Source organism: Flavobacterium sp. KACC 22761, assembly GCF_034058155.1.
In the GTDB taxonomy this organism is placed as follows: Bacteria; Bacteroidota; Bacteroidia; order Flavobacteriales; family Flavobacteriaceae; genus Flavobacterium.
In genome coordinates, this window is the sequence record NZ_CP139148.1 from 1,526,121 (window position 1) to 1,547,931 (window position 21,811).

16 protein-coding genes and 1 pseudogene are annotated in these 21,811 nt (G+C 35.4%); 7 read left to right on the forward strand and 10 right to left on the reverse strand.

All coding sequences use genetic code 11. The features are described from left to right. Nucleotides 1–127: 127 nt before the first annotated feature. The 5 genes from SCB73_RS06660 to SCB73_RS06680 all read right to left on the reverse strand — a co-directional run bounded on the left by SCB73_RS06660 (nucleotide 128) and on the right by SCB73_RS06680 (nucleotide 8,752). Complete coding sequence (locus SCB73_RS06660) at nucleotides 128–4,822, reverse strand: PorP/SprF family type IX secretion system membrane protein (protein WP_320569298.1); 4,695 nt, start codon at nucleotides 4,820–4,822, stop codon at nucleotides 128–130. Nucleotide 4,823: 1 nt separating this feature from the next. Beyond that, complete coding sequence (sprC, locus tag SCB73_RS06665; RefSeq protein ID WP_320569299.1) at nucleotides 4,824–6,308, reverse strand: gliding motility protein SprC; 1,485 nt, start codon at nucleotides 6,306–6,308, stop codon at nucleotides 4,824–4,826. Next, complete coding sequence (locus SCB73_RS06670) at nucleotides 6,305–6,721, reverse strand: hypothetical protein (RefSeq protein WP_320569300.1); 417 nt, start codon at nucleotides 6,719–6,721, stop codon at nucleotides 6,305–6,307. Before SCB73_RS06670 ends, sprC begins: the two co-directional genes overlap by 4 nt. Before the next feature lie 101 nt (nucleotides 6,722–6,822). Continuing rightward, nucleotides 6,823–8,112 carry a hypothetical protein gene (locus SCB73_RS06675; RefSeq protein WP_320569301.1) on the reverse strand — a complete coding sequence of 430 codons (1,290 nt, stop codon included), beginning with the start codon at nucleotides 8,110–8,112 and terminating at the stop codon, nucleotides 6,823–6,825. A 187-nt stretch (nucleotides 8,113–8,299) separates the two neighbouring features. After that, complete coding sequence (locus SCB73_RS06680; protein WP_132988283.1) at nucleotides 8,300–8,752, reverse strand: hypothetical protein; 453 nt, start codon at nucleotides 8,750–8,752, stop codon at nucleotides 8,300–8,302. Nucleotides 8,753–9,186: 434 nt separating this feature from the next. Here SCB73_RS06680 and SCB73_RS06685 point away from each other — a divergent pair, with 434 nt between their 5' ends. From SCB73_RS06685 to recA, 4 genes are all read left to right on the forward strand, one after another. Next, nucleotides 9,187–10,335, forward strand: a complete 1,149-nt coding sequence (locus SCB73_RS06685) for a DNA polymerase III subunit (RefSeq protein WP_320569302.1) — start codon at nucleotides 9,187–9,189, stop codon at nucleotides 10,333–10,335. A gap of 7 nt (nucleotides 10,336–10,342) precedes the next feature. Continuing rightward, the gene (locus SCB73_RS06690; protein WP_320569303.1) at nucleotides 10,343–10,726 is read left to right on the forward strand and encodes a DoxX family protein; all 384 of its coding nucleotides are present in this window, start codon (nucleotides 10,343–10,345) and stop codon (nucleotides 10,724–10,726) included. 31 nt (nucleotides 10,727–10,757) lie between these two features. Next, nucleotides 10,758–11,267, forward strand: a complete 510-nt coding sequence (locus tag SCB73_RS06695) for an acyl-CoA thioesterase (protein WP_320569304.1) — start codon at nucleotides 10,758–10,760, stop codon at nucleotides 11,265–11,267. A gap of 164 nt (nucleotides 11,268–11,431) precedes the next feature. After that, entirely contained in the window at nucleotides 11,432–12,439 is a 1,008-nt protein-coding gene (recA, locus tag SCB73_RS06700; RefSeq protein WP_026727347.1) for a recombinase RecA, read from the forward strand. 547 nt (nucleotides 12,440–12,986) lie between these two features. Here the strand turns inward: recA and SCB73_RS06705 are convergent. Then, nucleotides 12,987–13,742: a lysophospholipid acyltransferase family protein gene (locus tag SCB73_RS06705; RefSeq protein WP_320569305.1), complete on the reverse strand. Its 756-nt coding sequence runs from the start codon at nucleotides 13,740–13,742 to the stop codon at nucleotides 12,987–12,989. 149 nt (nucleotides 13,743–13,891) lie between these two features. Beyond that, nucleotides 13,892–14,281: pseudogene (locus tag SCB73_RS06710) on the reverse strand (GxxExxY protein). Nucleotides 14,282–14,527: 246 nt separating this feature from the next. Here SCB73_RS06710 and trpS point away from each other — a divergent pair. Continuing rightward, nucleotides 14,528–15,502 (forward strand): tryptophan--tRNA ligase, encoded by a 975-nt coding sequence (gene trpS / locus SCB73_RS06715; RefSeq protein WP_320569306.1) that lies wholly within the window; start codon nucleotides 14,528–14,530, stop codon nucleotides 15,500–15,502. A gap of 69 nt (nucleotides 15,503–15,571) precedes the next feature. Here trpS and SCB73_RS06720 read toward each other — a convergent pair whose 3' ends face one another. Together SCB73_RS06720 and dprA are read right to left on the reverse strand one after the other, a co-directional pair. Continuing rightward, nucleotides 15,572–16,429 (reverse strand): hypothetical protein, encoded by an 858-nt coding sequence (locus tag SCB73_RS06720; protein WP_320569307.1) that lies wholly within the window; start codon nucleotides 16,427–16,429, stop codon nucleotides 15,572–15,574. A 74-nt stretch (nucleotides 16,430–16,503) separates the two neighbouring features. Next, nucleotides 16,504–17,604, reverse strand: coding sequence for a DNA-processing protein DprA (gene dprA / locus SCB73_RS06725; protein WP_320569308.1), 1,101 nt, complete (start codon nucleotides 17,602–17,604; stop codon nucleotides 16,504–16,506). Nucleotides 17,605–17,842: 238 nt separating this feature from the next. Here dprA and SCB73_RS06730 point away from each other — a divergent pair, with 238 nt between their 5' ends. Both SCB73_RS06730 and SCB73_RS06735 read left to right on the forward strand, forming a co-directional pair. Next, nucleotides 17,843–18,808, forward strand: coding sequence for an HU domain-containing protein (locus SCB73_RS06730; protein ID WP_320569309.1), 966 nt, complete (start codon nucleotides 17,843–17,845; stop codon nucleotides 18,806–18,808). A 127-nt stretch (nucleotides 18,809–18,935) separates the two neighbouring features. Continuing rightward, nucleotides 18,936–19,379: a hypothetical protein gene (locus tag SCB73_RS06735; protein WP_320569310.1), complete on the forward strand. Its 444-nt coding sequence runs from the start codon at nucleotides 18,936–18,938 to the stop codon at nucleotides 19,377–19,379. Between the two features lie 126 nt (nucleotides 19,380–19,505). Here SCB73_RS06735 and SCB73_RS06740 read toward each other — a convergent pair whose 3' ends face one another. Then, entirely contained in the window at nucleotides 19,506–21,785 is a 2,280-nt protein-coding gene (locus SCB73_RS06740; RefSeq protein ID WP_320569311.1) for a helix-turn-helix domain-containing protein, read from the reverse strand. Between the last annotated feature and the right edge of the window lie 26 nt (nucleotides 21,786–21,811).

Here is a 21,811-nt window from a genome sequence, read left to right on the forward strand (position 1 = left end):
ATTTTGTTTTTGTCCTGATTTATTTCCTAAGGGGCATTAAAAAATAAATTTTAGCACTCTGAAACATTTTTATTATTAAGTCCTTCTTACGATTATTTAAGAAGGACTGACTTTCTTTTTACTTCTATTAATTCTCCACTTTTACGATGGCCAATTTGCCGTTGTATGGTTTGTTTCCTTTTGCTTCTAATGCTTTAGTCGCTTCTTGCAAACCTTCAAATTTCTCGTAATAGATATAATATTTACTTGTTGCTATATTATAAAAGAAATTAATGTCTGAACGTCCTGCAGCAACTGCTTTTGCAAGGAATTCATCTCTCTTTTCAACACTGCTATGAACGGCAAGAATCATATAATATCCATTTTCAGAATTTTTAATATTCTTGATGATCTGCATATTTGACTGGTCTTCACCAAAATCAAAATCACTTGCTGTTAAAGGTGTACTGCTAATTTTAGTAGTTTCCTTGATACGTTTAAGAGCTGCTAGATCCTGGTTATATCGTCCTTGATCATTTTCGTAAGCTGCACGCTTAATTCTACGTTTCTTCTCAATCTCAGTTTCTGCTTTAATACGCTCTAAATTCGCAAGTAAATCAGCACTGTCCTGCTCCATTTTCAATTGTGCTGCTTTCAACTGATTTATTTTTTCTAAATAAGCTCTGTTTAAAGCATCATTTTTATTCGGAACCTTTTTAAGCCTTTCGTTGTATAAATTCGTCAACTTAGCAATCTCGTCTTTTTGAAGTCTGTTTGCCTCAGCAATGTTTGCTTTTAAAGCTTCTAATTGGCTATTTTCTGCTGCTACACTCTTGAATGGTTTCGGTTCTCTATAAATACCTTTTTCACTTAAATCATTTTCTTCTCTTAAGTCATTCAAATCTTTTTGTTTGTTGGCAACTGTTGCATTAAACTGAGCCAATAAATCATTTTGATTTTTACTTGAAGCATCTAGAGATTCTGTTAAGTTATCGATCGCTTTTGCTGTTTCATCTTTTTGTGCTAAAGCCGCTTTTGCTGCTGCCTCTGCATCTGCCTTTGCTTTTGCGTCTGCAGCTAATTTCGCTTGGCGAGCCTCTTCTTCAATTCTAGCTTTCTCTTCAGCATCTTGTTTCGCTTTCAACGCTTCTGCATCGGCTTTTGCTTTTGCATCGGCAGCTAATTTTGCTTGAAGTGCTTCTGCATCAGCTTTCGCTTTTGCGTCTGCAGCTAATTTCGCTTGACGAGCTTCTTCTTCAACTCTAGCTTTTTCTTCAGCTGCTTGTTTTACTTTAAGAGCTTCTGCATCAGCTTTCGCTTTGGCGTCTGCTGCAAGTTTCAATTTTAAGGCTTCTGCGTCAGCTTTTGCTTTTGCGTCTGCAGCTAATTTTGCTTGACGAGCTTCTTCATCGGCTTTTGCTTTTGCTTCTGCTGCTTGTTTTGCTTGTAAAGCTTCTGCATCAGCTTTCGCTTTGGCGTCTGCTGCAAGTTTCAATTTTAAGGCTTCTGCGTCAGCTTTTGCTTTTGCGTCTGCAGCTAATTTTGCTTGACGAGCTTCTTCATCGGCTTTTGCTTTTGCTTCTGCTGCTTGTTTTGCTTGTAAAGCCTCTGCATCAGCTTTCGCTTTGGCGTCTGCTGCAAGTTTCAATTTTAAGGCTTCTGCGTCAGCTTTTGCTTTTGCGTCTGCAGCTAATTTTGCTTGACGAGCTTCTTCATCGGCTTTCGCTTTGGCATCTGCTGCTAATTTTGCTTGACGGGCTTCTTCTGCTTCTTTTAATTGTTTTGCTTCAGCATCAGCTTTTGCTTTGGCAGTTGCTTCGGCATCAGCTTTTACTTTTGCATCAGCAAGCAATTGAGCTTGTAATGCTTCCATATCCGCTTTTGCTTTTGCGTCTGCAGCAAGTTTCGCTTTAAGTGCTTCGGCATCAGCTTTTGCTTTTGCATCAGCTGCTAATTTCGCCTGACGAGCTTCTTCTTCCACTCTAGCTTTTTCTTCAGCAGCTTGTTTTACTTTAAGAGCTTCCGCGTCAGCTTTGGCTTTTGCATCGGCAGCTAATTTCGCCTGACGAGCTTCTTCTTCCACTCTAGCTTTTTCTTCAGCAGCTTGTTTTACTTTAAGAGCTTCTGCATCGGCTTTCGCTTTTGCATCAGCTACAAGTTTAGCTTGAAGTGCCTCAGCATCAGCTTTTGCTTTTGCATCAGCCGCTAATTTCGCCTGACGCGCTTCTTCATCCGCTTTCGCTTTTGCTTCAGCAGCTTGTTTTGCCTTAGCTTCTGCATCGGCTTTCGCTTTTGCATCCGCAACTAGTTTCGCTTGAAGTGCTTCTGCATCGGCTTTTGCTTTTGCTTCAGCAGCTAATTGTGCTTGACGAGCCTCTTCATCCGCTTTTGCTTTTGCATCAGCAGCTTGTTTTGCTTTAAGTGCCTCGGCATCCGCTTTAGCTTTTGCATCGGCAGCTAACTTAGCCTGACGTGCTTCTTCAGCTTCTTTTAATTGTTTTGCTTCTGCCTCTGCTTTAGCTTTTGCTGTAGCTTCAGCGTCAGCTTTAACTCTTGCATCGGCAATTAGTTTTGCCTGTAAAGCTTCCATATCCGCTTTTGCTTTTGCTTCAGCTGCAAGTTTTGCTTGAGCTTCCGCATCTGCTTTTGCTTTTGCATCTGCAGCTAATTTTGCCTGTTGTGCTTCAGCATCAGCTTTAGCTTTTGCATCAGCAGCTAATTTTGCTTGTTTTGCCTCTTCTTCAGCTTTCGCTTTGTCTGCTGCTTGTTTTATCTTTAATGCTTCCGCGTCTGCTTTTGCTTTTGCTTCAGCAGCAATCAATGCTTGTCTTGCCTCTGCGTCTGCTTTGGCTTTTGCATCAGCTGCTAATTTTTCTTTTAATGCTGCTTCTTGAGCTTGTTTTGCTTTAAGCGCTGCCGCTGCTTTGGCTTTGTTAGCCGCGTCAATTGCCGCTTTAGTTTTCGCTTCAGCTGCTGCTTTAGTTTTCGCTTCAGCTGCTAATCTAGCTTGATATGCATCTGAGTCAGCTTTTGCTTTTGCATCAGCTGCTAAAATCGATTGTAAATCTGCTGCTTCTGCTTTCGCTTTTGCATCAGCTTTTCTCTTCGCCTCAGCTGCATCTGCTTTTGCTTTTGCATCGGCTGCCAACTTAATTTTCAATGCTTCTGCATCAGCTTTAGCTTTAGCGTCAGCAGCTAATTTTGCTTTTGCCGCAGCCTCGGCATCAGCCTTAGCTTTATCTGCTGCTAATTGTGCAGGTGTTTTTTGTGGCTCTGTTGGTTTTACAGTAGCTGTTTTTGCTTTTGCTGCTTCAGCATCGGCTTTTGCTTTTGCATCAGCTGCTAATTTCAACTTCATAGCCTCTGCATCTGCTTTAGCTTTATCAGCTGCTAATTGAGCTTGTGTTTTTGTTGCTGTTGCTCCTGGTTTATTTGCGGCAGCTTGCGCTCTTGCTGCTGCGGCCGCATCAACACGTGCTTTATTGTCGGCAGCTAATTGTATTCTACGCGCTTCAGCATCGGCTCTTGCTTTATCAGCTGCCAATTGAGCTTGTGTTTTTTGTGTTGCAGCAACCGCTCTATTTGCTGTTGCAGTTTGTGCTCTTGTTGCAGCTGCGGCATCAGCTTTTGCTTTTGCTTCTGCAGCTAATTTAAGTTTCAGCGCTTCAGCATCAGCCTTGGCTTTAGTATCTGCTTCTAACTTGGCTTTTGTCGCAGCTTCAGCATCTGCTTTTGCTTTTTCAGCAGCTGCCAATCGTGCTTGTTTAGCTTCAGCATCAGTAATCGCTTTTGCTTCTGCGGCTAATCTTGCTTTTTCAGCACCATCTACTCTTGTAACAGGAGCTGTTGTAGTCTTTTTAGCCATTACTGGTTTTGGCTTAGAAGGATCGATAAGAGAACCTTCGTCATCATCACCATAATAGTAATTTTTGTTTTTGAATCTGTAAGCAATTGCAAATTCGTGAGAACCTCCTAAATTGGTAAAATTCCCAAAACCTCTTTCATAATTGTACTCGATAGAAATACTTGGTGAAATATTCGCTCCTAAACCTGCCGAAACACCGTATAAAGTATTGTAACCAACCTGTGCCCAAACTCCTTGCGGAATTGCAATCATGGCAAGTCCCGATAAAACTGTTTTATCTTTTTTGATTTCTGTTTTTACTATTCCCGAGAATTTGCTTCTATCAAAAAATCCGTAGCTGTCAATGTAACCCGTGTACATACCGTGCAATTCAATTGCTCTTTCTGGATCGTCTTTTACCATTCCAGAACCAAAATTGTAAAGAACCAAATTGTTGATCGACAAACCAAAATCAAGAAATGCTGTACCGTAATTGATTCCAGGATTTACTGTAAGCAATGTATTTGATGGAACGTTATCTATTGGAAGATTAGGATCATTTGTAACGATTTTTCCTCTGTTTAAACCACTTTGGTAAGCACCAACATTAAGGCCAAATGTCAAATTGCTATCTTCCTGCAAAACGATATTATGGGCAAAGTTGGCTACTCCTCCAAATACAGTAAAAACACCATAATTTTGTTGAAATAATCCAAAAGCAAAAGCTTCATTCTCTCTGAAACGACCAGAATAACCAAATAAATAAGTGTTTGGTGCATCATCAAATGAAACCCATTGTCTTTTATTGTAAAAACTCACATAAGGGTTTGATTCGCGTACAAAGCTGAAAGTTGGGTTAATTAAATATCTATTGAACTTTAAAGAATTTCTGATAGGTAAAGAAAACGAAACAACTCCATCCTCAGATTTAGTATCTTGAGAATAGAGTACATTTGAAAAACCGTAAAATAAAGTTATGAATAGTAGGATTTTCTTCATTTTATTTTATCAGGGTTATTGATCCTTTCTTTTCACCTGTCTGGGAATGAATGACATAGTAATAAACGGGATTTACATTTTTAATATCAATTGATCCAGACGGGGGCCAATCGCCTTGATAGTTGACAACATCAAGAACCATGTCTCCGTTTGAACTAATTATTTTAACACTAGTTTCTGGGTTTTTGTATTCACTCGGAATATCCCATACATCATACGGATAACTGCTCAAGCTTATAATATTTGCAATTTTTTCTACAGAAGTAACCGGATTACTATCGTACGAAACTGCGAACGGTAATTCTTGTTCAACGATACAACCTGTTGCTTGGCTTATTTTTACTTTGTAATTTCCTTTTGTTGATACCAAGTAAGTATTAGTGTTAGCACCTGCTATCACTGTGTTTCCAAGATACCACTCAAAAGTCGGATTCACAGCATTTGTAGTCACCGTAACGCTTAATGTTTCGTTTGGGGCAATAACATTCGTTGCTGGGACATTTAATGAAGCCGTAAAGTTGTTTCCTTTAAGATCTATTGTTCCTGTTGCTTTACATCCACCAAAATCAACATCAACGCTATAGATTCCCGCTTCATTTGTAACATAACTACGGCTTGTAGCACCTGAAATTACAGTTCCATTTTTTTTCCACACGTAACTATTTCCTGAAGTCGCCGTCAAGACTGTTCCTGATCCGCTTGAACAAAATGGATTACCTAAACTTGATGAGATTGTTACAGAAGAACCAGATCCTGAAGTCGTAACGGTAACACGATTTGAACTTAAATTGTCTTCTGAACATAGTCCATAATCTAATTTTGCGTAATAGGTTCCAATCGAATTTACTACTAACGTTGTACCACTTTGTCCAGCAATCAAAACATCATCTTTATACCATTTATACTTTAAATTTGGATAATTGGCCGGAGACGAAGGAACGTCATTTGGTGTTGGATTGTAAACAGAAAGCGAAATACTTCCTCCAGAACAAATTGTAGCCGTAGGTGATTTTTCATTTATGTAAAATGCACTCACATAAGTACTATAATACGCTGGAAAAGAGGTATTGTTTGCAAGATTTTTAAATCTTAAGCTATAAACAGGAGTTGCCGTATTACTTTTTACACGCAAGCTGTAAATATCAGATCCCTTTAAATTTGTTGGAACAGCAAATCGAATTGTTTGTTGCTGTAACGTAGGATCATCTGTAAATGAAATTTTTGTTGTAGCTGTAGGGGTTGTAAAATTCCCAGCATCATCAGAAAGTTCTACCTCAAAAGTAGTTCCAGCTGGAAAATTTACATAACTAAAAGTAGCCGCATATTGATTAAAAGGCGCACCATCGATGATAAGCCCAGCACAAATTCTATCAAAATTTAATTGCTGGGGCACTATCGTTTGGGCATAAGTATTCGTTTCAGTACAAAACAAAATACTAAAAAATGCAATAAATCGGATTACAGATAGCGTAGTTTTCTGAATCATATAGTTCTTCTTCTTGCTAAGTCTATATTTTCAAAAAACAAGATATCGATGAATGTTTCTGAAAAATCATATTTATAGTTCTCTATAATGTCCTTCGCAAGAACAGAATAAGAAGCTGTAATTGATGAATTTTCTTTGCACTCTGAAGTTTTTTGATCGTTCGCATCACTAGCTATAGCAAAGCTATCCTTGGGGATGGATAGCTCCACTGCTAACTGATTAGAATTCTCTAATTTGCTGATCACTGTTGTATCAGCCGTTTCTGTTTTTTGGTTGTTATTACACGCCAGTGCGATGCCATTAGTATCAGTAGAAACAGTAGTGTTTTCTGATTTACTTTGTGCATTTAAAGCTGCTATAGGCGAAACCAAAAATATAATATAAATAAAATATTTTTTTATAGATGGGGCCATTATGTCTTGATCTTTATTTGGTCCTTGACGAGACTAACATAAATTGTGTCTGGGGACTTTATTAATAAAATTTACGCTCTGAAATAAAAATCGAAACTTATCTATTTTCCGCTAGATGCTGTAATTTTTCCTAATTGTAATCTGAAATCTGGTTTCTTAGGATTTGAAATATCAATGAAAGTTTCTTTGTTGTCACTTTGAGAGTAAACGTTAAAGAACACAGGGTTTCCATACCAGCCCTCTAAATCTTCATTGTTTGTATTGTACTCTGTAAAGATATTTCCGTTACATAAATTGAAGTACATTTCCTCAAATTTGATTTTTTTAAGGTTGGCATCATTGATTTCAGTTTTACTGTCTAGCAAAACGGCCGGGTTAAATCCAGAGATTACACTACGCTTCATTTCAAGAGATGCAGTTTCAGCAACATAAATTGCTTCTTTTACTAAACCTGCCTGAATATCAGCTTTAATGTTCTCACTGTCATTTAACATTGTAATATTTGTTGCAACAACAAGAGTTTGTTTTTTAGTAAAATCTGTTTCGCTTTTCTTTTCGAATGATTTTACCTCCATACAACGAGATCCATCTTTATTAGAAGATAAATAAGATGATCTAACTGCCAATGAGTTGAATAAACGGCATTGAACACCTTGAGTAAATTTAAAATCGTCGTTGATTGATTTGTAAGAAACTAATTTAGTAGCGTTTACATCACCTCCAAAGAAAGCAAATGAGTCACCACCTGCGTAGCTTACCATAACGTTGTCTAAAATAGTTTTTGCACCAACACCTGCAACAGTCAAACCATTGAAAGTATCTACACCTTTAACTTTTTTTCCTGCGAATTCGATTCTAACAAATCTCAAAACGCCTGAATTTCCGTTTACATTATCACCACCATAAGTAGTTAAACTAGGATCTAAATCCATGTTGTAAGAACCTACATTTCCAAATTTATTGATTGGCGCATCTCCAAGAAGTACAACTCCTCCCCAGTCACCAGCTTTTTTCTGGCTTCTGTTTGAAGTAAATACGATTGGATCAGTTTCTAAACCATCAGCAATAATTTGTGCACCTTTTGTAACTACCAATGTTCCTTTTGTTTCAAAATCACCAATAATTAAAGTTCCTGGTTCAATTGTTAATACTGCATTGTTTGTAACATAAACGTTGCCTTGCAAAACATATACATTCCTCTTCAGCAATTTAGTATTAACAGAAATGTTTCCTGCTAAAATTTGATTTGCTTCTCCATACTCTACTTTGTTAGGCTTAAATTCGGTCCAGTTATTCAACCAATTGTTGTAGCCCATAATTCCTTTCTCTTGCTGAGCACTCATACTAGTAACTGTCAAAAGAACGCAGATCATTTGAGTAATTTTTTTCATGATAAGGGGGTATTAGGGTTAATAATAAATTTGGGTATGCGTAAATGAAAAAACTCATCTCGATTTTTCTGAAATAATCAGAACACATCGAGAACGAGTTATTTTTTATTACTCTCTTAATGTTTTTCGAAAATCTAAATCATCTACGAAAACAAGCCAAAAGAGGTTTTAAAAATATATTTTTTTATTACATTTCGTTCAAATCGTTGAACTCGTGTAATGATTTCAATGTGCTTTCGTAAAATAAAATCGCCGCGATCAAGTTTCCTTTATCAGAGTAAGGCATCATCTTTCTTTGGAAATCAACAGTTGTATCCAAGAAAGTTGTAGTACCAACTGCTTGCGCATCTAATACTTTTTTGTGCTCAGAATCGTCTGGAATACCTAAGTCGGCCATGGTAACTCCTGGTTTTGTAACCAAAGCAATGTACGGAAGGGTTTTCACTAAAACTTTAATACGCTCAATGTATAATTCCAAAAGTTCTCCTTTTTGCATACCGCTCAATTCTTTTTGATCATGGTATTTTCTGATAAGAGCCGTTGTACTAATTATACTTCTTGGAGCATTTTTTGCCTGTGCTGAAACAGCTGCAGTCGTCAAGAAAAAAAGTGTACTTAATAAAATAATTTTCCCTTTCATAGATTCGATTTATAATTGGTTGTTCATGCAAACAAAAATATATAAATTAACTTAAATCGCAACTTTATTGATTTCTTTTTTCAAAAAAAAAACTTAAAAAAACCTTAAAAACCAGTCGTATGTCGAGAAAATGTGCGTTTTAACGAGAGTTTTGTTAAATTTGTTAAAATCAAAACTGTAAGATAAAAACTATAAAAAACACCAAACTTTTACCTTTAAATAGCCAAAAAAACATTACGTTTATCGTTTTTGGCAAAAAAATATTAACAAAAAAGTCTTCATATCTGCTAGCGTGAAGCAATTTATTAACAAAATTAAGTTGACAGAAACTTGTTTTTAAGAAAAAAAACATTCCTGTTTTTTACATCAAAATACAACTCATAATCTTTTAATCTAAAATTTTTGCCTACATCATTTTCTTATATCTTTGCTTCATGCAATTTTCTCAAATTTTAGGTCAAGATTATATCAAAAGTCACTTGATAAAAAGTGCATCTTCAGGACGAATTCCGCATGCGCAACTATTTGTTGGGCCAGAAGGAAGCGGTACTTTGTCAACCGCGATCGCTTATGCGCAGTATATTTTGTGCAATAATACCGGCAACGAAAACGAAAATGGAAATGATTCCTGCAATTTGAAATTTCAAAACATTTCACATCCAGATCTTCATTTCATTTACCCAACCGTGACTACCGAAGATGTCAAAACCAAACCAAAAAGTCTAGATTTTATTCAGGATTGGAGAACGTTTGTACAGGAAATGCCTTATGGAGGATTATTTGACTGGTACAAAATTCTAGGCGTTCAAAACAAACAGGGTGAAATTAGGGTTGAAGATGCGCAGGAAGTTTTAAAATCACTTTCGCTAAAATCATACGAAGGTGGTTATAAAATCATGATCATTTGGATGGCCGATAAAATGAATATTGCCGCTTCAAATAAACTTTTAAAGCTCCTTGAAGAACCTTCAGACAAAACCATTTTCATTTTAATTTCTGAAAATGAAGAAGATATTATTCAAACCATTCGCTCTCGTTGTCAGGTAATTCACTTTAACGGACTTCCAGAAAAAGTAATTGCAGATGCCCTGGTTTCACGCGAAAATATTGATTCGAATTTAGCCAAAAAAATCGCGCATCAAGCACAAGGAAATTTCAACAAAGCAATGCATTTGATAAAAGAAGATGACTCCGAATATCCTTTTGAACAATGGTTTGTAAACTGGGTTCGTGCCGCATTTAGAGCAAAAGGAAATGCTGCAGCAATTCAAGATTTGATTTCCTGGAGTGAGGAAATAGCCAGCCTTGGACGTGAAAGCCAGAAAAAATTTATTCAGTTTTGCATCGAAATGTTTCGTCAGGCTTTATTACTGAATTATCAAACGCCAACTTTGGTTTACATTGAGCCAAAAGTGGACAAATTCAAACTTGAAAATTTTGCGCCTTTTGTAAACGGAAACAACATTCATGAAATTTTCAAAGAGCTTTCTGATGCGATGTATCACATTGAAAGAAACGGAAATGCAAAAATAATCCTAACCGATTTATCTATAAAACTGACTCGTTTAATTCATAAAAAATAGTCCTCAAATGAACAATGTTGCCTCTATTTTATTATTAGCATTTTTAGCCATAACCTTTTTACAATCAGGCTATGAAAAAATTTTTTATTGGAAAGATAATGTAAACTGGCTTAAAGAGCATTTTGCCAAAACACCTTTAAAAAACCAAGTCCCTTTAGCACTTATTCACTTGTTGATTCTGGAATTGATTTCAGGAATTTTATCTGTTGTTGGCGCCATTCAAATCGCATTAAACAGTGGCCGTGAATTTGGTTTTTATGGTGCAATTTTTTCATGCATCTGTTTATTGATGATGCTTTTCGGACAAAGACTTGCAAAGGATTATGATGGCGCTAGAACCATCGTAATCTATTTTATACCAGCCGTTATGGCTGTTTATTGGCTGAATTAATCAGCACGCTTAATTATAATTTTACAAAAAAATGAATTCAAAACATCCTTCAGAATCTATAACTATTTTAACTGATTTAGTTTTACCGAGCGAAACAAATCCTTTAAACAATCTTTTTGGCGGCGAATTGCTAGCCCGAATGGATCGCGCTGCAAGTATTGCCGCTCGTCGTCATTCACGCCGAATTGTAGTTACGGCTTCTGTAAATCACGTTGCTTTCAATAGAGCAATTTCTCTTGGAAGCGTTGTTACGGTCGAAGCTAAAGTTTCTAGATCTTTCAAAAGCTCAATGGAAGTTTACATTGACGTTTGGGTTGAAGACCGCGAATCTGGAAGCAGAACGAAAGCAAACGAAGCAATTTACACTTTTGTCGCTGTTGATGATACCGGAAGGCCCGTTGAAGTGCCTGCAATTCTTCCAGAAACAGAGCTTGAAATCCAGCGTTTCGATGCTGCATTGCGTCGCAAACAGCTGAGTTTGGTGCTTGCAGGAAAAATGAAACCATCAGAAGCAACAGAATTAAAAGCTTTGTTTTTGTAATCAAATTTGTGACAATTTGGAACAATTTGGAGCAACCAAACTCCAAAAAAAAGAACTAGTTTTGCAATTAACAAGTTCAGCTAAATACAAATAAGAAAGTTATTTCTTACTTTTGAGTTTTATTCTGGAAACCAAAAAATAACAATTAAGATAATTTAAAAAATATGAGTTCAGACAAAGAAGCCAAATTAAAAGCGTTACAATTAACGCTTGATAAACTTGACAAAACCTACGGAAAAGGAACCGTAATGAAAATGGGGGATAGAGCGATTGTGGAAGTAGAAACGATTTCTTCTGGCTCACTTGGCGTTGATTTAGCGCTTGGGGTAAATGGATACCCAAAAGGAAGAATTATCGAAATATATGGTCCAGAATCATCTGGTAAAACTACTTTGACGTTGCATGCAATTGCTGAAGCACAAAAAGCAGGAGGAATTGCCGCTTTTATTGATGCTGAGCACGCTTTTGACAGAAATTATGCTGAAAAATTAGGCGTAGATATTGAAAACTTAATCATTTCACAACCAGATAATGGAGAACAAGCATTAGAAATCGCTGAAAACTTAATCCGTTCTGGAGCAATTGATATTGTGGTAATTGACTCGGTTGCAGCCTTAACACCAAAAAGCGAAATTGAAGGCGAAATGGGAGATTCAAAAATGGGTCTTCACGCACGTTTGATGTCTCAAGCTTTAAGAAAACTTACTGGAACTATCAGCAAGACAAACTGTACGGTTTTCTTCATTAACCAATTGCGTGAAAAAATTGGGGTTATGTTTGGAAATCCAGAAACTACAACGGGTGGTAACGCATTGAAATTCTACGCTTCTGTACGTTTAGATATCCGTCGTTCTGCTCAAATTAAAGATGGTGAAAACGTAATTGGAAACAGAACTAAAGTTAAAATCGTTAAAAACAAAGTGGCACCGCCTTTCAAAACTGCTGAATTTGACATCATGTACGGCGAAGGTGTTTCTAAAACAGGAGAAATCCTTGATCTTGCTGTTGAATTTGATATCGTTAAAAAAGCAGGATCTTGGTTTAGCTATGGCGATACAAAATTAGGCCAAGGACGTGATGCTGTTAAAGCTTTAATCAAAGATAATCCAGAATTGGCTGATGAATTAGAAGCTAAAATTAAAGAACATATGAAGGAATTAGCAAACGCTTAAATCTTTAAAAATCTGAATAATACAGATTTATATTTTCAAAAACCCGGAAGTATTTAAACTTTCGGGTTTTTTATTTTGAAAAAAAATTAAAAAATGACGCAACCATTTCAAAAAATCGAATCTAATAAATAGTTATAAAATTTATTGGCATCGCCATAAGTGCCTTTTTTTAAATTTTTAGAATGAATTTGGTTGATTTGTTTTAATAAAAATCCGTCAGTTTGTTTGGTGCTGACGGGTTTTTATTCCAAAAAAACATTTTTTTACGCAACCTTTTTCATTTTTAGCGCTCTATATATTGTGACGTTAACTGAGTTCTAACCAAACTCTTTATTATCAATCCTTAATGTTTTTAACCATGAAAGAGAAAATTGAAGTGTTGTACAATAAAAACCGCAGAAAAACCAAATTGAAGTTTAAAAAAGTATTGCGATTTATTTCTGAAAAAATCATTCACAGATAAGATTTTTGAATAAAAATAAGGGGTTATTTTAGTTCAAAAGAAAACCCGGTATCCTAGAGCTTAAGGATTGCCGGGTTCTGTTTTTTATTTTTTAGCATCTTTTTTCTGAAATTCGACCAATTCATTGTAAATCAATTGTCTTACTTGATCCCGAAGCTCCTTTCGATGATCGCTAGTTACACCTCTTGTTTCCACAAATGGAAGAATTTTTGCTCGCATTTTTCCAGGACTTCCACTAAAAAAGGTATATGAAAAGCGCTCTTTGTTGTCTGGAAAAACAATTGGAACAATCGGAATTTGATGTTCTATCGCTAAACGAAATGCTCCGTCTTTAAACTCATCCAGCAAAATACTTTCATCATCTGGAACACCACCTTCGGGAAAAATACAAATACTTAAACCTTGATTTAAACGGTTTTGGGCTCTTTTAAAAACTTCATTTTTACTTTTTGAAGAGTTTCTATCAACCAAAATACAAGTTCTTTTATAAAAAAATCCAAATAACGGAATCTTAACCAATTCCTTCTTTCCCACAAAAACAAAAGGATTTTTAATAAGGGCAAGCATCAGCATAATATCTGTCATCGAAGTATGATTTGCAACAATCATGTAGCTTGTATGTTTGATAAGCTTTTGTTCGCACTTTACTTTGTAATAAAAACCCATCCCGAAAAGGATAAATTTAGCCCAAATGCGGGCCATTTTGAAGAAATAGGGATATCCGCGTTCCGAAATGATAGAAATCAGCAAAAACGGCAACATAATCAATATCGGAATGGCCATTAAAACATAAAACCAAATGCGCCATAAAACCCAAAAAGCAATTTTAAATATTTTCATAACTTCAAAAGTAATAAAACGGAAATGAATTTTATAGAGATTTCTTTCTGTGTCATTGGTTTTTTAACGCAAAGGGCGCAAAGGATTTTCGCAAAGGAAAGAAGTTTATTTTTTGAGATCTACTTTGCAGTAAGTTCACAAAGTTAAATCTATAAATTGTTTATTACTCTTCTTATCCCATTTTTTAGGAGACTTTCATTGAAATTTATCAGTAACCCAAGTTTAAAATTTCCAAGTTTTAAGTACGTTAAGGTTTGTGCCTAATGATTCAAACTAAGTGATTCTACACTCTTAATTTCAATTAGAAACTTATTTTCTACAAGCAAATCAATGCGATACCCACAATCAAGTTTAACCTCTTCAAAAACCAACGGCAAAGCTTTCTCTTTTTCTACAAAAAGTCCACGTTGTTTAATTTTATAAAACAAACATTCTTTATAAACATTCTCTAATAAACCCGGGCCTAGTTTTTTATGAATTTCTATAGCAAGTCCAATGATAATAGTTGATATTTCGTTTTCTGTCATAATAAAAAACATCAAATTTATAAATATTTTCTTATAATTTAAACTATTGTCACAATCTAAAAGTTTTATAAAGAAAATTAAAACTTAGGGAACTTATTGCAAAGCAATTCGCAAAAAAACTTCCTTGCTCAGCGAAAAACCTTTGCGCCCTCTGCGTTAAAAAATATCCAATAAATTTTCAATTCTAAGTGTAAAACCGTTGCAAACTTTGCCGTTAGAAAAAACATCACGACATTTGCAATTCAGAAAAAATTGAGAATGGCAAAAATACTTACGGGTGTTCAGAGTACAGGAACGCCGCATTTAGGAAATTTACTGGGCGCAATTATCCCAGCAATTGAATTATCGAACAATCCTGCAAATGAATCTTATTTGTTCATTGCTGATTTGCATTCTATTACACAAATCAAAGACGGCAAAACATTAAGAGCAAATACGTATAGCACAGCGGCGGCTTGGCTTGCGTGTGGCTTGAACCCAGAAAAAGTTACTTTTTACAGACAATCTGATGTGACTCAAACTGCTGAATTGACTTGGTATTTAAGTTGTTTTTTTCCGTTCCAAAGATTGACTTTGGCACATTCTTTCAAAGATAAATCTGACCGTTTAGACGATGTTAATGCCGGGCTTTTTACGTATCCGATGTTGATGGCAGCTGATATTTTATTATACGATGCCGAATTTGTTCCGGTTGGAAAAGATCAATTACAGCATTTAGAAATTACGCGCGACGTAGCTTCAAGATTCAACCATCAGATGGGAGAAACTTTTGTGATTCCAGAGGCTAAAATTCAGGAAGACAGTATGTTGATACCGGGAACAAATGGCGGAAAAATGAGTAAATCTGCAAATAATATTATCAATATTTTCTTGGATGATAAAACACTTCGCAAACAAGTGATGAGCATCGAAACCGACAGCACGCCACTCGAAGCTCCAAAAAATCCAGATACTTGTAATGCTTTTGCGATTTATTCTCTATTGGCAAATGAAGAGCAAATTGCTCAAATGAGAGCTAATTATTTAGGAGGAAATTACGGTTATGGTCACGCCAAACAAGCTTTGTTTGAATTGATTACCGAAAAATTTAAAACAGAAAGAGAAAAATACAATTACTATATCAACAACCTTGAAGAAGTCGATGCCTTACTAAAAAAAGGTGCTGCAAAAGCTTCTGTCGTTGCAGATGGAGTTTTAGCAAAAGTCCGCAATGTTCTAGGATTTGAAAAATAGAATCTCAAAATAAAAGCCTAATAGATTTACTTTCTATTAGGCTTTTTTCTTATCTCAAAATTTGCATTTTTAAGCTCTGCCAAGGCGCACCATCAAAAGGATTAATCGAATAATAACGATAATAACGACGGCAATAGACCAACCTGAAAATCCTGATGAACTGCTGGCATTGTCTACTCTTTCCTGAGCTGCATCAAGCTGATTTTTATTTTTTCTGAACAAATTATTCAACTCAGAATCAACTGCATTATAGTTTACCAAAGACGAAATCATCGGGTTTATCAATTCATGCCTTACGACCGAATTGCTATGCAAATTGTACACTTTGTTGTAAACCGCTCTAATTTTTTCATCTTTTTCAGCTGATCTGAAATGAGAAACCAGAACATAAAAACTGCGGTATTTTAAAAACTCAACTGTTTCACTTACAGCAGATGGCTGTAAACTTCCATTAACAGTTTGAATGGCATAATCTAATTTTTCAGACACTTTATTGCTCAATCGCTCTAACGAACTTTCAGGCAAATATTCCTTAACTTCAAACAAATCATCAATATTATCGAATCGATTATTAGTGATGTAATATTCTAAAATCGCATCCAAATCTTTAGACAAAAATTTATCGATAAAGATCCTAACATCTTCTTTGCTAGAGGAAATTGGATGATCAGAAATAAACCTGTTTCGAGAATAATTCTTTTTAGAAAAAAAGTTGTAAAGAATTCGATTATTGCAAACAAACAAGAGCTGATTTGCATAACTCTCCATTGCTAAAACCAAATTTTCTCCTAAATCAGGCATTACATTTGTGTTGCCAGATCGCTCAATTTCAAACTGTTTTTTTGCTTTTTCAATGTCTTCAGAGCTGAAAGATCGTAGGTTTGCATTGTAAATTCCAGCGTTTTCAAATAATTCAATTATATTCATTTAACTTAAGGTTTTTGGTTAAAACAAATATATTCTTTTATTTATTTCGTGCTAATTTTTCTATTAAAAACCCATTAAATTGCTTCAAACATTTTCCCTGGCAGTGGTCTGATTAAGCCCTTAAGCTCCATATTCAAAAGAATTCCAGACAATCTAAAAATTGGGAAATTACATTCTAATGCAATGATGTCCAGAAGTTCTTTTCCATTTTTAATCAAGAAATTATAAATAACTTCTTCATCAGAATCTAGTTCTACAAAAAGCTGTCTTTGAATCGGTTTTGGTTTATTTTCAAGATCCCAATTCAGCACATAAATCAAATCGGCTGCGCTTGTTAAAACATTCGCTTTTTGAGTTTTGATTAAGTTATTGCATCCTTGACTGTATCGGTCTGAAACACGGCCAGGAACTGCAAAAACTTCTCTGTTGTAGTCATTTGCTAAATTGGCGGTAATTAAAGAACCGCCTTTATCTGCAGATTCAATTACGACGGTGGCTTCTGTCATTCCAGCTACAATTCGGTTTCGGCGCACAAATTTTTCTTTATCTGGATTTGAAGAGCTCCAAAATTCCGTAATAAATCCGCCGTTTTCTTCCATTTTAGCAATGTACTTTTTATGCGTTCTTGGATAAACTTGATTTAATCCATGCGCCAAAACGCCAATCGTTTGCAAATTGTTTTCCATAGCTATTTGATGCGCCACAATATCAACTCCATAAGCAAATCCGCTGACAATAACAGGATCAAGAAGAACGAGATCTTCGATAAGTTTTTTACAAAAATCAATTCCATACGAAGTAACTTGACGTGTACCCACAATACTGATTAACTTTTTGTTTTTCAAGTTGATATTTCCAGAAGTAAAAATCAAAACCGGTGCGTCTATACAATGTTTCAAACGATCTGGATAATCATCATCTTGAAAATAGGATACATTTATTTTCTCTTTGCGGATGAACTCTAATTCAAGACTGGCTTTCTCAAAAGCACTTTTATCCTTCAAATTTTTAAGCAAAACGGCACCAATGCCATCAATACTGGCAATTTGAACCGCTTTTGCTTTAAAAACTGCTTCTGCGCTACCACAATGCAATAGCAATTTTTTGGCCATAATATCGCCTACTCCATCAACTTTAAGTAAGGCTAACAAATAAAATAATTCCTGATCTGACATTTTCAAAAAACATTATGTAAAATAGAACCGAAAACTAAAACAATTCTAAAGTGCAAATATGACTAAAATAAAGTAATTTCTTAATAAAAACACCAATTTATAAAGTTGGCACGAGCAAAAAACAAAACGTCTTTTATTTAAATAATTGAAAACGAATTGTCTATAAAATAATCCGAATTGTTAATAAAAATTGTGAATAAAATTTTGATAACTATATTCGTTCCATAACTTTGTTATTATGAAAATCGAAAACTACATAGGACAGTTATTGTATCGTTATCAGTGTGTAACGGTTCCAGGATTTGGTGCGTTTTTAACAGAAACTCAGTCGGCACAGGTGAATGAAAACACAAATTCGTTTTCGCCACCTAAAAAATTGATTTCTTTCAACAGTCATTTAAAAAACAATGACGGTTTGCTTGCCAATCATATCGCAAATGCTGAAAAAACATCTTATGGTTTTGCCGTAAGCGCAATTGCATTTGAAGTTTTAAGCTGGAAAAAAACGCTTGAAGAAGATGGAACAATTAGCTTAAAAAATATTGGCGAAATTCGTCTGAATTCTGAAAAAAATATCATTTTCACTCCAAATGATCAAACCAACTATTTGGCCACTTCTTTTGGACTAAGTCCGTTTATTTCTCCAGTTGTTAAAAAAGAAATTTTCGAGCGAAAACTGGAAGAAATTACAGAAAAAGAAACTGTTGCTCTTTTTGGTGAAGAAGAATCAAAATCATCAAATTCTTTATTGAAATATGCTGCCATTTTCATTTTAGGACTTGGTATTACGGGAAGTATCGGCTATCCATTATACCAAAACCAAATTGATTCTCAAACCTTAGTTGTTGAAAGTGCTGTTCAGAAAAAAGTAGAAAACAAAATTCAGGAAGCGACTTTCTTCATCCAAAATCCTTTGCCAGCGGTAACGCTTTCAGTTGATTCTGCAAAAGTTGAATCTCCAGAAGCTAAACTAATGCCTTATCACATTATGGCCGGAGCATTCAGAAGTGAGGCAAATGCAAAAAAAGCATATGACCAATTGATTAAAGATGGTTATAAAGCACGTATGCTTGGCGAAAACAAACACGGCTTGTTTCCTGTTTTATATGGAAGTTACGCCACTATGGCCGAAGCTACAAAAGCTCAAAAAGAAATACAAAAAGGCGAAAATCCAGATGCTTGGATATTAGTCGAAAACTTATAAAATCCCTTAAAATCCTATTCTTTCCGAATAGGATTTTTTTGTCTTATTCTTGTGTTTTAAAATTCTTCTGAGGTAATTACGATTTTTTCCGTATAATAATTTAGCTTCTTATTAAATTCAAAAAAAAATGAAAAGCTTTAAAATTATGGCATTGGCTATGTTCCTTATGAACACTGGCTATTTCTTTGCACAACAAACCAATACTGATTCTAAAACTTTAGAATTAGAACAAAAGAAGATTGATGCCGACTTAAAAAATCTGTCCGACCGAAATCACAAAGCCCTTGACACCAAAATCTCAGAATTAAAAAGCAAGCTGAAAGAGGTTGAAAACAAAAAGAAAAATCTCGTTAAATCAGAAGGCAATTTGAAAGCAACGAGAGACAAAATTGAAAAACTGCAAGCGACAAATCAAAAATTGGAGAACAAAATTGCCACTACTTCTCTATCTGACGAAGAAATAACCAAAACACGACTAAAAAAAAGTGAAAACGAGGTGAACATTCAAAAACTAAAATTAACGCAAATAACGCAGCAAAAAGAGCTTGAAAAAGTGATTTCCGCGCTATAAACAAAAACCCGATTCAAAATGAATCGGCTTTTTATCTTTTGTTTATCGTGGAACGGTCAATCACCTTTATTTGCAAAACCTATTTTACATAATGTTTTTGAACAGTCTAAAATCTAAAATCTAAAATCAATTGATGCTGGCTTTGAACATTTTAAGCTCATCCCAAGTAAATTCATCACCATATTTTTCTTTCAAAGGCGCTAGCGATTCTTCTTGGTAAAATTCAAAAGCATCCCGAAGTGCCAAAATTTTATCATCAGGAAGTACTTCTGAAATCTCAATTTTCTTGGCCTGAATTAGTTTTATCAAATGCGTTTCAACAGTCTGTTTCGTGATTTTTCTGATTCGGGCAATATCCTCAATTGAGTTTTTCTCCAACCAAAGTTCATGCGTTTCTTCAACTGTCGTCTTTTTTGGTCCTTTTTCGGCTGTTTTATCCACTTTTTTAAAAGAATAACGCATTGCTGGCTCTTCGACTTGAAACATATCTGTATTGGTCATTTTAAACTCATCACGGATTCTCGAAATTTTATCTGTTTTATAATTTTTAATAGCTGGAGATGTTAAACTTTCTTTGCTGATTGTTTCACGCGAAACGACAATTTGCATAAGCAATCTTGCTTTCATCAATCGCAAAACAGCTTTAGTCTGTAAATCATCCAAAACAGACAATTCTTCATAAAACTCTTTTACTTTTTTAAATTTCTGAATTTCAGCCATTTTAGCCAATAAATCTGTGACCAATTTATCCATCGGTTTAAAAAAGTACTCATAGGCCGCTTCTACCCTTTCTTTCACAAAAATCAAATCGACGGTTTCACTGTTGAAAATTTTATTCAATTGTAGAATGAATTTCTGCGAAGGATCTACCAAACTTTCAATTGAATCCAAACGTTTGTGCGCCCAAACCGAATGTTTTGATTTTTCAGAACTTGTTGCATTTTCATTATAACTAAATCTATGATTTCGCCATTCTTGTGCCAAATCGGTCCAATTGAAACTGTTGATCAAATAGTTATGAATAAAATTCTTGGTTTCAAAATGCAGTGAATTTTTCAAATCGTCTTCGGTTGCTTTGTTCAAAGCATAATCCATGACATCTTGATCATTCGAAAGTCCGTTCATTTGCATCGAAGAAAGCAAAACAAGCCCGTTTAAGGACGTTAAACGCGAAAGTGCTACATAGGCTTGTCCAGGTAAAAAAACTTGCGATACGTCAAGCGCAGCTTTTTCAAAAGTCAGACCTTGGCTTTTATGAACCGTAATGGCCCAAGCCAATTTGATTGGATAATGCGCAAATGTGCCCAAAACTTCTTCTTCAATCTCTTTTGTAAGTTCATTTACCTTGTAGCGAATGTTTTTCCACTCGTACTTTTCGACTTCAATCGTTTTGTTTTCTTCAGGAAAATGAACGAAAATTTCTTCTGCCGAAAGCGATTTTATCACGCCCATTTTTCCGTTGAAATATCTTTTTTCAAAAGATAAATCATTCTTTACAAACATGACTTGAGCGCCAACTTTCAACTTCAAGTTTTCTTCAACTGGAAAAATTTTCTCTGGAAAATCACCAACTACAAAAGGCTGAAAACTGAATTCATTTCCTGGCAAATCCCTGATTGCTTGTTCGTTGATTGTATCTGCTTTGGCATTATGAGTCGTTAGCGTAATATAACCTGGATTCATTTTTAAATCGAAATCGGGTTTTACGTATTGATTCAAAATCTCAACGTCGTCTTTCGAAATTTGATTGTTTCGAAGATTGTTCAAAACCGAAATAAAAACATCATCGCTCTGACGGTAAATCTTAGATAATTCAATATACAAAGGCGGATTTTGCTGAATAACATGTGAATGAAAAAAGAATTTGCCCTTGTAATAATTGCGCAAAGTTCGCCATTCTTCATCCCGAATTACGGGCGGCAATTGCAATAAATCGCCAATAAAAAGCACTTGAACACCTCCAAAAGCACGAGTATTTCTGCGAACTGTCTGCATCATAAAGTCTATAGCATCCAGTAAATCAGCGCGAAGCATACTGACTTCATCGATAATCAGCAATTCCATATTTCGAATCACATTTCGCTTCACGTTGTTCATTTTGAAATGTCGTCGAAGCGATTCTTTATTTTCAAATTTCACCGTTTCGGTAAACTGAGAACTTTCTTCGTAAGTAGGAAGAAAAGCCGAAAACGGCAACTGAAACATCGAGTGAATTGTAACACCGCCCGCATTAAGCGCCGCAATACCTGTAGGCGCTACAACGACAGTGTTTTTGTGTGTTGTAGCAATAATTTCACGCAAAAGAGTCGTCTTTCCTGTACCGGCTTTTCCGGTAAGAAAAATAGATTTTTGCGTCTGATTTATGAATTGTAAGGTGTAAGCAGCAGCTTCTGAAACGTTTTGCATGAGGCAGGTATTAAACGCCAAAAATA

Excerpts from the sequence above, each read along its gene's own strand:
- SCB73_RS06660 (WP_320569298.1), bottom strand. The coding sequence starts at position 4,822 with ATGAAGAAAATCCTACTATTCATAACTTTATTTTACGGTTTTTCAAAT.
- sprC (WP_320569299.1), bottom strand. The coding sequence starts at position 6,308 with ATGATTCAGAAAACTACGCTATCTGTAATCCGATTTATTGCATTTTTT.
- SCB73_RS06670 (WP_320569300.1), bottom strand. The coding sequence starts at position 6,721 with ATGGCCCCATCTATAAAAAAATATTTTATTTATATTATATTTTTGGTT.
- SCB73_RS06675 (WP_320569301.1), bottom strand. The coding sequence starts at position 8,112 with ATGAAAAAAATTACTCAAATGATCTGCGTTCTTTTGACAGTTACTAGT.
- SCB73_RS06680 (WP_132988283.1), bottom strand. The coding sequence starts at position 8,752 with ATGAAAGGGAAAATTATTTTATTAAGTACACTTTTTTTCTTGACGACT.
- SCB73_RS06685 (WP_320569302.1), top strand. The coding sequence starts at position 9,187 with ATGCAATTTTCTCAAATTTTAGGTCAAGATTATATCAAAAGTCACTTG.
- SCB73_RS06690 (WP_320569303.1), top strand. The coding sequence starts at position 10,343 with ATGAACAATGTTGCCTCTATTTTATTATTAGCATTTTTAGCCATAACC.
- SCB73_RS06695 (WP_320569304.1), top strand. The coding sequence starts at position 10,758 with ATGAATTCAAAACATCCTTCAGAATCTATAACTATTTTAACTGATTTA.
- recA (WP_026727347.1), top strand. The coding sequence starts at position 11,432 with ATGAGTTCAGACAAAGAAGCCAAATTAAAAGCGTTACAATTAACGCTT.
- SCB73_RS06705 (WP_320569305.1), bottom strand. The coding sequence starts at position 13,742 with ATGAAAATATTTAAAATTGCTTTTTGGGTTTTATGGCGCATTTGGTTT.
- trpS (WP_320569306.1), top strand. The coding sequence starts at position 14,528 with ATGGCAAAAATACTTACGGGTGTTCAGAGTACAGGAACGCCGCATTTA.
- SCB73_RS06720 (WP_320569307.1), bottom strand. The coding sequence starts at position 16,429 with ATGAATATAATTGAATTATTTGAAAACGCTGGAATTTACAATGCAAAC.
- dprA (WP_320569308.1), bottom strand. The coding sequence starts at position 17,604 with ATGTCAGATCAGGAATTATTTTATTTGTTAGCCTTACTTAAAGTTGAT.
- SCB73_RS06730 (WP_320569309.1), top strand. The coding sequence starts at position 17,843 with ATGAAAATCGAAAACTACATAGGACAGTTATTGTATCGTTATCAGTGT.
- SCB73_RS06735 (WP_320569310.1), top strand. The coding sequence starts at position 18,936 with ATGAAAAGCTTTAAAATTATGGCATTGGCTATGTTCCTTATGAACACT.
- SCB73_RS06740 (WP_320569311.1), bottom strand. The coding sequence starts at position 21,785 with ATGCAAAACGTTTCAGAAGCTGCTGCTTACACCTTACAATTCATAAAT.